Below are 14,269 nucleotides of genomic sequence, written 5' to 3'. Positions count from 1 at the left end.
GATCATGTCGGATAAATTTGACGTAATCGTAATTGGCTCCGGCCCGGGGGGATACGTAGCTGCTATCCGTGCGGCGCAACTGGGCCTGAAGACTGCCTGTGTAGAGAAGTGGACCAACAAGGAAGGCAAGGTCGTCAACGGCGGTACCTGCCTGAACGTTGGCTGTATTCCTTCCAAGGCACTGCTGGACAGCTCCTGGAAATATCATGAGGCAAAAGACGGCCTGGATGTTCACGGTATCGAGACCAACAAGGTCAAGATCGACGTGTCCAAAATGCTTGGCCGCAAGGACGATATCGTCAAGAAGCTCACCGGCGGCGTGGCTGGCCTGTTCACTGCGAACAAGGTGACTTCCATCGAGGGTACCGGCAAGCTGCTGGCCAACAAGAAAGTGGAAGTGACCGATAACGACGGCAAGACCACCACTTACGAAGCCGACAATATTATTCTGGCTTCCGGTTCCGTGCCCATCAATATCCCGCCGGCTCCGGTGGATAACAAGATCATCGTGGATTCCACCGGCGCACTCGAGTTCGACAAGGTGCCGAAGCGCCTGGGTGTTATCGGTGCCGGTGTGATTGGCCTGGAACTGGGTTCTGTCTGGAGCCGCCTGGGTTCCGACGTGGTGGTCCTGGAAGCGCTGGACAAGTTCCTGTCGGTCATGGACCAGCAGATCGCCAAGGAATCCCAGAAAATTTTCAAGAAGCAGGGTCTGGATATCCGCCTGTCCTGTCGCGTGACCGGTACCGAGGTAAAAGGCGACGAAGTTGTTGTCACCTATGAGGACAAGGACGGCAATGAGCAGCAGGAAACCTTCGACAAGCTGATCGTGTGTGTCGGCCGTCGTCCCTATACCGAGGGCCTGCTGTCCGAAGACGCCGATGTAAAACTGGATGAGCGTGGCTTTATCTATGTCAACGACCTGTGCATGACTTCTGCCCCTGGTGTCTGGGCAGTTGGCGATGTGGTCCGCGGCCCGATGCTGGCACACAAGGCCTCTGAAGAAGGTGTGGTTGTGGCCGAGCGCATCGCGGGTCAGAAGCCGATGATGAACTACGACGTGATCCCCAACGTGATTTACACCCACCCGGAAGTTGCCGCCGTAGGCATGACCGAAGAGCAGGTGAAATCCGAGGGTGAGCCCTACAATGTGGGTGTCTTCCCGTTTGCGGCGTCCGGACGCGCGATGGCGGCCAACGACACCGGGGGCATGGTCAAGATCATCGCCCATGCCGAGACCGACCGGGTCCTCGGTGCGCATATCGTCGGTCCCTCTGCGGCTGACCTGGTGCAGCAGGTGGCGATTGCGATGGAGTTCGGCTCCAGCGCCGAGGATATTGGCATGACCGTATTCGGCCACCCGACCCTGTCCGAGGCGGTGAAAGAGGCGGCGCTGGCGGCGAATGGCCACGCCATTCACATCGCCAACCGCAAGAAGCGCAAGTAAGAGCGGCCTACGGTCGCGCAGGGTGGGGCGGTATTACCGCCCCACCGTCTTTCTGTCGTGGGTTTTTCCCCGACACAGTGCGGCAATACTTGCCGCGCAACATTGCTCCGGCAATGGACCCAGAATTTGAAATTTGCAACGACGGGAATTTCGAATTTTGTTCTTAGGTGCAGAGCAATCTGCAAATTGGTAAACACATTTCAAATGTGAATTGGTATTGACTATGAACTTGCATGAGTATCAGGGCAAACAACTGTTTGCGGAATACGGATTGCCGGTTTCCAAAGGTATTGCAGCGGAAACCCCGGCAGAAGCAGTGGCGGCAGCGAAAGAGATTGGCGGCGACAAGTGGGTGGTCAAGGCCCAGGTACACGCCGGTGGCCGCGGCAAGGCCGGCGGTGTAAAGCTGGTGGACTCCACTGCCGAGATCGAGGAGTTTTCCCGGAAGTGGCTGGGCAACAACCTGGTTACCTACCAGACAGACGAAAACGGCCAGCCTGTTTCCCGTATCCTGGTTGAGAGCTGCACAGATATCGACCAGGAACTGTACCTGGGCGCGGTAGTCGATCGCTCCACCCGTCGCATCGTTTTCATGGCCTCCACCGAGGGTGGCGTTGAGATCGAAAAGGTAGCGGAAGAGACTCCGGAAAAAATCCTCAAGGCCACCATCGACCCGCTGGTAGGCGCGCAGCCCTACCAGGCCCGTGAGCTGGCATTCCAGCTGGGTCTGGAAGGTGACCAGATCAAGCAGTTCACCAAGATCTTCCTGGGCCTCGCCAAGATGTTCGAGGAGAAGGACCTGGCGCTGCTGGAAATCAACCCGCTTGTCATCACTCCCGAAAAGAACCTGCACTGCCTTGACGCCAAGGTCGTAATCGACAGCAACGCACTGTACCGCCACGCTGACCTGCGTGAGATGCACGACCCCAGCCAGGAAGACCCCCGTGAAGCCCACGCTGCCAAGTGGGACCTCAACTACGTGGCCCTGGACGGTAACATCGGCTGCATGGTGAACGGTGCCGGCCTGGCCATGGGCACCATGGATATCGTCAACCTGCACGGCGGTAGCCCGGCCAACTTCCTGGATGTTGGTGGCGGTGCCACCAAAGAGCGCGTAGTTGAAGCGTTCAAGATCATTCTGTCCGACGAGAATGTTAAAGCCGTCCTGATCAATATTTTCGGCGGTATCGTGCGCTGTGACATGATTGCCGAAGGCGTGATTGGCGCAGTGAAAGAAGTCGGCGTAAAAGTGCCGGTTGTTGTACGCCTGGAAGGCAACAACGCCGAACTGGGTACGAAGGTTCTGAGCGACAGCGGCCTGAACATCATCGCTGCCACCAGCCTGACCGATGCGGCTCAGCAAGTGGTTAAAGCTGCGGAGGGTAAATAATCATGTCAGTACTGATTAACAAAGACACCAAAGTAATCTGCCAGGGCTTCACCGGCTCCCAGGGTACTTTCCACTCCGAGCAGGCGATTGAGTACGGTACAAAGATGGTCGGCGGTGTAACCCCGGGCAAGGGCGGCCAGACTCACCTGGGCCTGCCGGTATTCAACACCGTGAAAGAAGCTGTTGAGGCTACCGGCGCCGAAGCCTCCGTGATCTACGTGCCGGCCCCCTTCTGTAAGGATTCCATCCTGGAAGCGGCCAACGGCGGCATCAAGCTGATCGTGTGCATCACCGAAGGCATCCCCACCATGGACATGCTGGACGCCAAGGTGAAGTGTGACGAGCTGGGCGTACGCCTGATCGGCCCGAACTGCCCGGGCGTGATCACTCCCGGTGAGTGCAAGATCGGCATTATGCCGGGCCACATCCACAAGCCGGGCAAGGTGGGCATCGTTTCCCGCTCCGGTACCCTGACCTACGAGGCGGTCAAGCAGACCACCGACCACGGCTTCGGCCAGTCCACCTGTGTGGGCATCGGTGGCGACCCCATCCCGGGCTCCAACTTCATCGACATCCTGGAGATGTTCGAGAAAGACCCGGCTACCGAGGCTATCGTGATGATCGGTGAGATCGGCGGTACCGCGGAAGAAGAGGCTGCCGCTTACATCAAGGAAAATGTCACCAAGCCGGTCGTTTCCTACATCGCTGGTGTAACCGCACCTCCCGGAAAGCGCATGGGTCACGCCGGTGCGATCATCTCCGGTGGTAAAGGTACCGCCGACGAGAAGTTCGCAGCGCTGGAAGACGCTGGCGTGAAAACTGTCCGCTCCCTGGCGGAAATCGGTAATGCACTGAAGGAAGTAACCGGCTGGTAATCAGTTGTTGCTTCTGAGCATAAAAAGGCCGCCTTCGGGCGGCTTTTTTTATGCCTGCGCAGCATGCTATAAAGTCCTGGATAAAAACAAACCTGCTGCATAGAGCAGCCAAGAGGACATCATGAAAATCTTCCCTCGAGCCTTATTGCTACTTGCCATCCTGTCATCACAGGCCTTCGCGGGCCCGTTTACTGACGAAATGTCCAAGTGCCTGGTCCGTGAAACCAGTGACTCGGACAAGACGCTGTTTATCCAGTGGTTGTATGCAGCCATGTCATCCCATCCGGATGTAAAAAATCTTGCAAACATTTCCCCGGCACAGGCGTCGCAGATGAATGAGGATGCCGCCGGTCTGGTAATGGATCTGCTCGCTGACCGCTGTAAGGACGAGACCGCCCAGGCAATCAAGTACGAGGGAAAGAATGCCTTCGAAACGAGCTTTGCTGTTCTGGGCCAGGTCGCGATGCAGGGCTTGATGGCTAACCAGGATGTGCAGGGCTATCTCAGTGGACTGGAGAAGCATTTTGATGGTGAACGCCTTGCCAGTGCCCTCGCTGTCGAATGACTCGCCGCCCTGGAACATGAAAGCGTATTTCTATTGTTCGTAGAGCTCCAGCGGCAGGCCGTCGGGATCACTGAAAAATGTGAAGCGCCTGCCGGTATATTCGTCTGTCCGCACCGGCTCGACCGCGATACCGCCCCTTTCCAGTTGCGCAATCGCCGGTTCCAGCTCTGACACCCGGAATGCCAGGTGCCTCAGGCCCTGTGCTTCCGGATAGCTTGGGCGCGGGGGCGCGCCCGGGAATGAGAAGAGCTCAACCTGGCTTCCGTCAGGCAGGGCCAGGTCCAGCTTCCAGGAATCACGCTCTGACCGGTAGTTCTCTGCGCGTATTTTGAGGCCCAGGACCTCGGTGTAGAAATGGCGGGACACGCTGTAATCCGAGCAGATAATGGCAGCGTGGTGTATACCTTCCAGCATCTTCCTGTTCCAGGCTTTTGGGATTTTCATTGGTGCCGGGTTCTATCGGCACTTACCCTGAACTGTAAGAATTCCAGAAACCCGGCGACAGATGCAAATCCGGTCCTGTTATGGATGGATGCCCTGGTGCCGGAAAGGGAAGGGTAATCCCCCTGACTCGGCCCGACGTAAAAGTATTCCTGGCATTTGATCCCGATTGGGGAAGCGTATTTTGACCAAGAAACTGCTCCTGATTGCCGTGCTGCTCACTGTGGGCATCGCCTTTTTCGCCTTTGACCTGAACCAGTACCTGACGCTGGAAAGCCTGAAACAGGGACAGGCCCAGTTTGCCCAGTGGCAGCGCCAGTCGCCGCTGCTGGTGGCGCTCCTCTTTGCAGCGCTCTACATCCTGGTTACCGCACTGTCCCTGCCCGGGGCGGCGATCATGTCGCTGGCGGCGGGGGCACTGTTTGGCCTGCTGTGGGGATCGGTCATTACTTCCTTTGCGTCCACAATCGGTGCGACCCTGGCATTCCTGGTCTCCCGTTACCTGCTGCACGACTGGGTGCAGGCACGTTTTGGCGATCGCCTGGAGGCTATCCATCGAGGGATGGAGCGGGAGGGGGCTTTTTACCTGTTTGCCCTGCGCCTGGTACCGGTGTTTCCTTTCTTCATCATCAATATCGTCATGGGGCTCACGCGGATCCCCACCTGGACTTTCTACTGGGTCAGCCAGCTGGGGATGCTGCCTGCGACGTTCGTATACGTGAATGCCGGTACCCAGCTGGCGCAGGTGGACAGTCCCGGCGATATCCTGTCCCCGGGGCTGGTACTGTCCTTTGTCCTGCTGGGGTTGTTCCCGCTGCTGGCGAAAAAAGTCCTGAACGCAATCGAGCGTTACCGCGCCCGTGAATCCTGAAGCAATCCACTGACAATTGAGGTAAGTGTGGCCAAGCCCAAGAAATTCGACCGCAACCTGATTGTGATCGGTGCCGGTTCTGCCGGACTGGTGAGCGCCTACATCGCTGCGGCAGTGAAGGCCAGCGTGACCCTGGTGGAGGCGGGCCCCATGGGAGGTGACTGCCTCAATACCGGCTGTGTGCCCAGCAAGGCCCTGATCAAGTGTGCACGGGTTGCCCAGGGCGCGCGCAAGGCAGCGGAGTTTGGCGTGAGGTTACCCGAGCCAGAAATCGATTTCCCCGCGGTGATGAATCATGTGCGCTCCTCCATCGGTGCGATCGAGCCCCACGACAGTGTGGAGCGTTACACCGGGCTGGGCGTGGATGTGGTGCAGGGGCGGGCGCAGCTGGTCGATCCCTGGACGGTGAAAATCCGGCTCAACAGCGGCGGTGAGCAAGTGCTCACCGCGCGGGCAATCGTGCTCGCCACTGGGGCTGAACCGGTGGTGCCACCGCTGCCGGGGCTGGAGCAGGTGGACTATGTCACCAGTGAAACGCTCTGGAGTCGTTTTGCCGAGCTGGAGCGGGCACCGGAAAAGCTCGTGGTGCTGGGGGGCGGGGCCATTGGTTGCGAGCTGGCCCAGTCCTTTGCAAGGCTCGGGTCCAGTGTCACCCTGGTGGAGATGGCCCCGCGATTGCTGCCGGCGGAAGACGCGGAGGTCTCCGAGGCGGTAGAGGAATCCCTGTCAACAGAGGGGGTCCGGGTACTGACCGGCTGTGAGGCAACCGGCTTCGCGCCGCTCGAGGGCGGTGGTGGCCGAGTGATGGTCTCAGACCGCAGCGGTGAAACCGGGCTGGAGTTCGACCAGTTGCTGCTGGCACTGGGGCGCCGGCCCCGCGTCAGCGGCTTCGGGCTGGAGGAGCTGGCCCTGGTAAAGAACGGCCGGATGCGCACCGATGATTTCCTGCGCACGGAAATCGGCCATATCCTCGCAGCGGGTGACCTGGTGGGTCCTTACCAGTTTACCCATATGGCATCGCACCAGGCCTGGTACGCCGCAGTGAACGGGCTGTTCGGCGACCTGAAGAAGTTCCGCGTGGATTACTCCCTGGTGCCGCGAGCGGTTTTTGTCGACCCGGAGGTGGCCAGCGTGGGTCTCAGTGAACACCAGGCCAGCGCCGATGGTGTCCCGTACACGGTGACCCGCTATGGGCTGGATGACCTGGACCGGGCAATCGTTGACGGTTCTGCCCGGGGCTTTGTCAAAGTCCTTACGGTACCGGGCAAGGACAAGATCCTGGGGGCGACCATTGTCGGGGAAAATGCCGGCGAGCTGATCGCCGAGTTCGTGCTGGCAATGAAACACGGCCTGGGACTTAACAAGCTGTTGGGGACCATCCATATCTATCCCACCATGATGGAGGCCAACCGCTTTGTGGCGGGCAACTGGAAGCGCGCCCATGCGCCACAGACGATACTGGGCTTGCTGGAGCGATTCCACCGCTGGCGGCGCGGCTAGGAGGAGAGTGAGGCAGGGCGGGCATAGCCCGCCGCCTCGGGTACAGCATCGGTCAGGGGAGGGGATTCAGAATGCCGGTAGGGCGCCGCTCTCGAGCGGGCCGTTGTCTGCCAGGGCCTCTTCATTGGCCGCATCATTGGCGGCCTCGGCCAGGCGCTGTTCCTCAATGCGACTGTTCCAGGTCAACAGCGCCTGGTAGTGGCGGATGTTCTGTACGTAAGTCACCGGTTCCCAGCCGCGGGCATACCCGTGCCTGGTGTCCTTGTAGTACTGGCGTTTGGCCAGCAGCGGAAGATGGTTGCGTACATCGGTCCAGCGGTCCGGGTTGCCACCCATTTTCTCGGTCAGTACCCGCGCATCCTCAAGGTGGCCATAGCCCACGTTATAGGCGGCCAGGGCCATCCAGGTGCGGTCCGGTTCGTGGATACGCTCGGGTATCTTGTCGCGCAGTTCCACGATGTAGCGAGCGCCACCCTCGATGCTCTCGTTCGGGTCCATCCGGTTGACACCCAGCTCCCGCGCAGTGCCGCGTGTCAGCATCATCAGGCCGCGGACGCCGGTGCGGGAGCGCGCCTTCGGGTTCCAGTGGGATTCCTGGTAGCTGAGCGCGGCCAGCAGGTGCCAGTCCAGCTCATACTGCGCGGCAACTTTCTCCATGGTCTCGCGCCACTGGGGCAGACGCTCGCGGGTGCTCCTGGCAAAGGCCTGGGCGCCGCCCACGTTCATCTCGCTGACATGCCCAAAGAACTTCTCACGCAGTTCTGCCACCAACCCGTTGGTGTTCGAGCGCAGCATGAAGTTCCGGGCCGCCCGGTAGAGGCTGTCGTCCTTGCCCCGGGGGAAGGCCCAGGCCACAGGCTGGAATTGTGTCAGGTTAAAGCCGATATGGGTGTTGGGGTACAGTCCGCGATGGACGGCATAGGCATTGGAGTCCACCACGGCATAGGGATACTCGCCTTCCTCGACCATCTCCACCAGTTCCATGGCATCCACGTCGGAGATCTCCTCCCACTGCAGGTCGGGATAGCGGGCTGACAGCTTCCGCAGTTGCTCCGCGTGGGCACTGCCGGCGATCACCGCCACCTTTTCGCCCTGAAGGTCGCCCACGGAGCGCGGGCGTTTCTCGCCCAGGCGGTAGATGACCTGCTGGCGGATCTCGAAGTAGGAGGGGGTGAAACGCACCTGGTCACGGCGCATCGGGGTAACAGTCAGGCCTGCAGCGGCCAGGTGGGCCCCTTCAGCCGGGGACTCGAGGCGAGTGAAGATCTCGTCCAGGTCGTGCACGTCGCGGATTTCCAGCTCCACGCCCAGGTCATCGGCGAAGGCCTGCAGCAGGCCGTACTCGAAGCCGGTATGGGTGCCGGTGGCATCTTCGTAATATGTGGTGGGGCCGTTCTGCGACAGGACCACCAGTTTGCCGGCAGCCTTGACCTGCTCCAGTGAGTCCGGGGCCTTGCTTGCCACGATCAGCGAGGCACAGCAGGCCAGCGCCAGGCCCTTGGCCAGGCGGCGACTGTAGCGCAACATGCGGCTTTTCATGATCATAAACAGTCCCCTCTAGTCCATTAGTTCTTATCGCTTTCATTGGTGCGCTTTCGCGCCAGCGGTTGCCGGTGGAGCTCTTCCTGAGCATGGCCGACCCGGCAAAAGGCCCGCGATTCTAACCCATCTGGCGAGAAATTGCTCGCTGGCGGGTTTTTGCTTTGTGATCTGGCTACTTGTACTGGTCTGGTAAGTCTAGTAGGGCGGACTGGGTCCCAGCGGCGGAGAGAACCGTATCACGCTGAAACAGCCGCCATTTTCCCTGCCTCGGGCCGCCGGGCCCTGCTGGCCCCCACCGGGATCCCTGTTCCCGGTGGGTTATCCATACTTGGACAGTGTTGGAGTCGCTGCGGTTCGGGTACAATTGCGGCCTTCCCAGCCCCGGGCGCTCTCCCGGGGGCACGGCACGACACCTGGCGTGCCGGTTCTCACATTCAGACAAGAGGCAAACTCCCGCAATGCTAGTTCTGCGTGGTGCTCCCGCACTGTCGAAATTCCGCCACCAAAAGTTACTCAGCCAACTACGCTCGATGCAGCCCGCCATCGAGGATGTCTATGCCGAGTTCGTGCATTTCGCCGATACCGGCAAGCTGGACAAGAAGGAAGAAGCGCTGCTGGAGCGCCTGCTGCAGTACGGCCCCACAGAGGAGAAGCACCAGCCCGAAGGTGAGCTGCTGCTGGTAGTGCCACGTCCCGGCACCATCTCCCCCTGGTCTTCCAAGGCTACCGATATCGCCCATAACGCGGGCCTCGAGCAGATCCACCGGCTCGAGCGCGGTGTTGCCTACTACCTTACCGGCATCAAGTTAACCGGCGCTGAACGGGAGGCGCTGGCCGCGGAGTTGCATGACCGCATGGTCGAGAGCGTGCTGCCCGACTTCGACCAGGCCGAGCAGCTGTTCCAGGTCGAGAAGCCGCGCCAGCTGGGCACGGTGGACCTGCTGGACGGCGGCCGCAATGCCCTGGAAGAGGCCAATGTGAGCCTGGGCCTGGCGCTGGCGGACGACGAAATCGACTACCTGCTGAAGAGCTTCGAGGAGCTGGAGCGCAACCCCACCGACGTGGAACTGATGATGTTCGCCCAGGCGAACTCGGAGCACTGCCGCCACAAGATCTTCAATGCCAGCTGGACCATCGACGGCGAGGACCAGGACCTGTCCCTGTTTGGCATGATCCGCAATACCTACCAGAAGGGCGGTGACAACGTGCTGTCCGCGTACGCGGACAACGCCGCGGTGGTCACCGGCTCAGAAGCCGGCCGCTTTTACCCGGACCCGGAATCCCGCGAGTACGGCTTCAGCCAGGAGCCGATTCATATGCTGATGAAGGTGGAGACCCACAACCACCCGACGGCGATCGCCCCCTTCCCGGGTGCCGGTACCGGTGCCGGCGGCGAGATCCGTGACGAGGGTGCGGTGGGCCGGGGCTCCAAGCCCAAGGTGGGCCTGACCGGCTTTACCGTCTCCAACCTGCAGATCCCCGGTTACCTGCAGCCGTGGGAAGTGGATTACGGCAAGCCCGAGCGTATCGTTACGGCCCTGGACATCATGGTCGAGGGGCCCATTGGTGGCGCCGCGTTCAACAACGAGTTTGGGCGCCCCAATATCTGTGGCTACTTCCGTACCTTCGAGGATGATTTCGACGGCGAGCGTCGCGGTTACCACAAGCCGATCATGATCGCCGGCGGCTACGGTAATATCCGCGAGGAACATATCGAGAAACCGGAATTCCAGCCCGGCGCCAGGCTGGTGGTGCTCGGCGGCCCGGCCATGCTGATCGGCCTGGGCGGGGGCGCCGCCTCCAGCATGGCCAGTGGCACCAGCTCCGAGGACCTGGATTTCGCCTCGGTGCAGCGCCAGAACCCGGAAATCGAGCGCCGCTGCCAGGAAGTGATCGACCAGTGCTGGCAGCTGGGCAACAAGAACCCCATCGCCTTCATCCACGACGTCGGCGCCGGCGGCCTGTCCAATGCCTTCCCGGAACTGGTGAAGGACGGTGGCACCGGCGGCAGGTTCGAGCTGCGTAACGTCCCCTGTGATGAACCGGGCATGAGCCCGCTGGAGATCTGGTGTAACGAATCCCAGGAGCGCTACGTGCTGGCGGTGATGCCGGACGACCTGGAGCGTTTTGAGAGTATCTGTGCACGTGAGCGCGCCCCTTACGCGGTGGTGGGCGAAGCCACCGAGGACAAGCACCTGCTGCTCAACGACAAGAAATTCGAGGCCAGGCCCGTCGACCTGCCCATGTCGGTACTGTTCGGCAAGCCGCCGAAGATGCACCGCAAGGCCGACAAGCGCACCGTCAGCACCACCCCGTTCGAGACCGATGGTATTGAGCTGGGCGATGCGGTGGACCGCGTGCTGCGCCTGCCTACCGTGGCCAGCAAGAGCTTCCTGATCACCATCGGCGACCGCACCGTAACCGGGCAGGTGGCCCGCGACCAGATGGTGGGCCCCTGGCAGGTGCCGGTGGCGGATTGCGCCGTTACCACCGTGGCCTATGACAGCTATGCCGGCGAGGCCATGGCCATGGGTGAGCGCACGCCGGTGGCCCTGCTGGATGCACCGGCATCCGGCCGCCTGGCCGTGGGTGAGGCGATCACCAATATCGCCGCCACCCGCATCGAAAAGCTGTCCGATATCAAGCTGTCGGCCAACTGGATGTGCGCCGCCGGCCACCCCGGAGAGGAAGAGAAGCTCTTCCGTACCGTGGAAGCGGTGGGCATGGAACTGTGCCCGGAGCTGGGTATCACCATCCCGGTGGGCAAGGACTCCATGTCCATGCGCACGGCCTGGAACGATGCCGGCCTGGACAAGGCGGTCACCGCACCGCTGTCCCTGGTGATCTCCGCATTCTCGCCGGTAGCGGACGTGCGCAAGACCGTGACCCCGCAGCTCAAGGTCGGGCGCGACAGCGAGTTGGTATTTGTCGACCTGGGAGCGGGCAAGAACCGCCTGGGTGGCTCCTGCCTGGCGCAGGTTTTCAACCAGCTGGGTGACAAGCCCGCGGACCTGGATGACGCGCGGCGCCTGAAAGGTTTCTTTGAAGTGGTCCAGCAGGCGCTGGAAGAAGACATGATCCTCGCCTATCACGACCGTTCTGATGGCGGCCTGTTCGTGACCCTGGCGGAGATGTGCTTCGCGGGCCGCACCGGTGTGGACGTGGATATCTACGAGCTGGGCGAGGACGTGATCGCGGCACTGTTCAGCGAGGAGCTGGGTGCGGTGCTGCAGGTGCCTGCCAACGATGCGGAAATGCTGGTGCAGCGCTTTGGCGCCGTGGGCGTCCCGGCGCACCAGATCGGCTACCTGAACCGCGACGACAAGGTGCGTTTCACCCGCGGTGGCCGTGAGTTTTTCAGCCGCTCCCGCACTGAGCTGCAACAGGCCTGGTCCGAAACCAGCTACCGGATCCAGTCCCTGCGCGACAATGCCGAGTGCGCGGAACAGGAATTTGCCGCGATTGGTAAGGACGATCCCGGCCTGTCCGTGAACCTGACCTATGACATCAACGAGGATATCAGCGCGCCCTATATCAAGAAGGGGGAGCGGCCGCGGGTGGCAATCCTGCGGGAGCAGGGCGTCAACAGCCAGGTGGAGATGGCGCACTCATTCCATCGCGCCGGCTTCAGCGCCGTGGACGTCCACATGAGCGATATCCTCGCCGGTCGGGTCACCCTGGATGACTTCAAGGGCCTGGTGGGCTGTGGCGGTTTCTCTTATGGCGACGTGCTGGGTGCCGGTGAGGGCTGGGCCAAGACCATCCTCTTCAACGACCGCGCCCGCGACCAGTTCGAGGCATTCTTCAATCGCCAGGATACCTTCGGCCTGGGCGTCTGTAACGGCTGCCAGATGTTCTCCGTGATTAAGGAGCTGATCCCGGGCGCCGACCACTGGCCGCGTTTCGTGCGTAATCTCTCCGAGCAGTACGAGGCGCGCTTTGCGCTGGTGGGCATCGAGGACTCCCCGTCGGTACTGTTCAATGGCATGGCCGGCTCCTACATGCCTGTTGCCGTTGCCCACGGTGAGGGACGGGTGGAATTCCCGGACCAGGAGGCGCTGGAAGCCTGCGAAAAATCCGGCACCATCGCCATGCGTTACCTGAACAACCACCGCCAGATCACCGAGACCTACCCGGCCAACCCGAACGGTTCGGCCAACGGTATCACCTCCCTGTGCTCCGAGGATGGCCGCGTCACCATCATGATGCCGCACCCGGAGCGTGTCGCCCGCGCCGTCAGCAACAGCTGGCACCCGGATGACTGGGAAGAGGACTCCGGCTGGATGCGACTGTTCCGCAATGCGCGCGTGTTTGTCGATTAAAACGATCGCCGCATTGGCAACCCGAAAGCCCGCTCAACGAGCGGGCTTTTTTGTGCCCGGCACATGGTTTGTGGATTATTGCGCCGCATGGCCTGGGCCGGAAAGGGTGCAGGTTGTGGGTCGGTTGCCGTCTTCTGGCCAGAAAGTCCCGCGTTGACCGGAAAAATCCATATTTCCTGCTACACTTAGACTGTCACTCCAAAATAATTTTTTACATATGGTGCAATTTCTGCAATCAGTCGCTGAATTCACCAGCCTGCGCTCACCGCCCCGGGAGCCTTGTTGCAGGCAGATATTTCCACTTTTTATCGCTAACCACTGCCTGCTGCAGGTGCCAGCGGGGCATTTACGTGTTGGCGCGGGACCACCGGTGTCCCACCACCTACTAAATCGTTGATTCCGCTTGCGGCAAGAAACTCCGAGGAGGTTGCTATGGCTTACAACGAAGAGCTTGCAGAAAAGGTGCGTGAGCTTTTACAGGAAAACGACGGGCTCACCGAAAAGCAGATGTTTGGTGGCCTGGCATTCATGCTGAACGGCAATATGGCCTGCGGTGTGGTCGGCGAGGAGCTGATGGTGCGTGTGGGCCCCGATAATTACCAGGAGGCCCTGGGCGAGCGCTATACCCGTCCGATGGATTACACCGGTCGGCCGCTGAAAGGCATGGTATACGTGGAGGAAGACGCGATCCTTGCGGACCTGGATGACTGGGTTACCCGCGGTGCCGAGTTCGCCGGCTCCCTGCCTCCGAAATAAATTAGCCGGCTGGGTGAGTAGCGAAATTTGGCCTCGTTACTATTTTCGCTGGCACTGATGGCGGGCAATGCATTTATCATTATTGATGCGGAAGTGCTCGACCAGAGCGGCCGGCAACCTACCTGGATAGGCCTTTGCACAATGGGCCTCTGCACTCATGTCCCAACTGGCCATACCTTGGTGCCAGTGGAGCCGGGAAGCTACTCGGTGGAGCATTTCGATTTCCAGCAATCACCAAAACTTTCGACGGGGACGCTGGTCGCGTCTGGCAAATTTATCCAGGTCAGCCCTGAGGAAGGTAAAATTCTGTTTGTTGGCAGGGTTGAGATTTCCTCAACGTCATCACGCACAACGGCGAGCCTGTCTCCATCCAGTGATCCGCTCGTTCGGGCGTGTCGCGCGAATCCCGCACTGTTTTCAAAGTACCCGGTTCGTTTCCTGTCTGGCCCGCTCGCGGGCAGGGATGTCCGTATTACCTGCTGAATTGGTCGGGGCACATTGCGGAAAGAGGCGGCCCCATGCCATTTCGAGGGCAGCCCGGGGAGCCCTGGCAAGCAAGG

11 protein-coding genes are annotated in these 14,269 nt (G+C 60.8%); 9 read left to right on the top strand and 2 right to left on the bottom strand.

The genetic code is table 11. The annotated features are described in order from the left end of the window. Positions 1-4: 4 nt before the first annotated feature. The 4 genes from lpdA to LVD11_RS07740 all read left to right on the top strand — a co-directional run bounded on the left by lpdA (position 5) and on the right by LVD11_RS07740 (position 4,277). Entirely contained in the window at positions 5-1,447 is a 1,443-nt protein-coding gene (lpdA, locus tag LVD11_RS07755) for a dihydrolipoyl dehydrogenase (protein WP_237057588.1), read from the top strand. Between the two features lie 223 nt (positions 1,448-1,670). Further along, positions 1,671-2,837, top strand: coding sequence for an ADP-forming succinate--CoA ligase subunit beta (gene sucC / locus LVD11_RS07750; protein ID WP_237057587.1), 1,167 nt, complete (start codon positions 1,671-1,673; stop codon positions 2,835-2,837). A 2-nt stretch (positions 2,838-2,839) separates the two neighbouring features. Next, on the top strand, positions 2,840-3,712 hold the full coding sequence (gene sucD / locus LVD11_RS07745) for a succinate--CoA ligase subunit alpha (protein ID WP_237057586.1): 873 nt from the start codon (positions 2,840-2,842) through the stop codon (positions 3,710-3,712). 121 nt (positions 3,713-3,833) lie between these two features. Then, entirely contained in the window at positions 3,834-4,277 is a 444-nt protein-coding gene (locus LVD11_RS07740) for a hypothetical protein (protein ID WP_237057585.1), read from the top strand. A 30-nt stretch (positions 4,278-4,307) separates the two neighbouring features. On the opposite strand, the gene gloA2 is transcribed toward LVD11_RS07740, so the two are convergent. Then, the gene (gene gloA2 / locus LVD11_RS07735) at positions 4,308-4,691 is read right to left on the bottom strand and encodes an SMU1112c/YaeR family gloxylase I-like metalloprotein (RefSeq protein WP_232941353.1); all 384 of its coding nucleotides are present in this window, start codon (positions 4,689-4,691) and stop codon (positions 4,308-4,310) included. 211 nt (positions 4,692-4,902) lie between these two features. Here gloA2 and LVD11_RS07730 point away from each other — a divergent pair, with 211 nt between their 5' ends. Both LVD11_RS07730 and LVD11_RS07725 read left to right on the top strand, forming a co-directional pair. Further along, positions 4,903-5,589, top strand: a complete 687-nt coding sequence (locus LVD11_RS07730; protein ID WP_237057584.1) for a TVP38/TMEM64 family protein — start codon at positions 4,903-4,905, stop codon at positions 5,587-5,589. 27 nt (positions 5,590-5,616) lie between these two features. After that, positions 5,617-7,089, top strand: a complete 1,473-nt coding sequence (locus LVD11_RS07725; protein WP_237057583.1) for a dihydrolipoyl dehydrogenase family protein — start codon at positions 5,617-5,619, stop codon at positions 7,087-7,089. Positions 7,090-7,155: 66 nt separating this feature from the next. Here the strand turns inward: LVD11_RS07725 and mltF are convergent, their stop codons facing one another. Then, positions 7,156-8,634 carry a membrane-bound lytic murein transglycosylase MltF gene (gene mltF / locus LVD11_RS07720; protein ID WP_237057582.1) on the bottom strand — a complete coding sequence of 493 codons (1,479 nt, stop codon included), beginning with the start codon at positions 8,632-8,634 and terminating at the stop codon, positions 7,156-7,158. Positions 8,635-9,089: 455 nt separating this feature from the next. Between mltF and purL the strand changes: the two genes are divergently transcribed. The 3 genes from purL to LVD11_RS07705 all read left to right on the top strand — a co-directional run bounded on the left by purL (position 9,090) and on the right by LVD11_RS07705 (position 14,192). After that, a complete protein-coding gene (gene purL, locus LVD11_RS07715) occupies positions 9,090-12,953 on the top strand; it encodes a phosphoribosylformylglycinamidine synthase (protein WP_237057581.1) in 3,864 nt (1,287 codons plus the stop codon). 432 nt (positions 12,954-13,385) lie between these two features. Beyond that, positions 13,386-13,709 (top strand): TfoX/Sxy family protein, encoded by a 324-nt coding sequence (locus tag LVD11_RS07710; RefSeq protein WP_232941358.1) that lies wholly within the window; start codon positions 13,386-13,388, stop codon positions 13,707-13,709. A gap of 27 nt (positions 13,710-13,736) precedes the next feature. After that, positions 13,737-14,192, top strand: coding sequence for a hypothetical protein (locus LVD11_RS07705; RefSeq protein ID WP_232941359.1), 456 nt, complete (start codon positions 13,737-13,739; stop codon positions 14,190-14,192). Positions 14,193-14,269: the final 77 nt, after the last annotated feature.

The organism is Microbulbifer sediminum (genome assembly GCF_021729035.1).
Taxonomy (GTDB): domain Bacteria; phylum Pseudomonadota; class Gammaproteobacteria; order Pseudomonadales; family Cellvibrionaceae; genus Microbulbifer; species Microbulbifer sediminum.
Note: the sequence above shows the minus strand (reverse complement) of the source record. Positions and strands in the feature narration are given on the sequence as shown.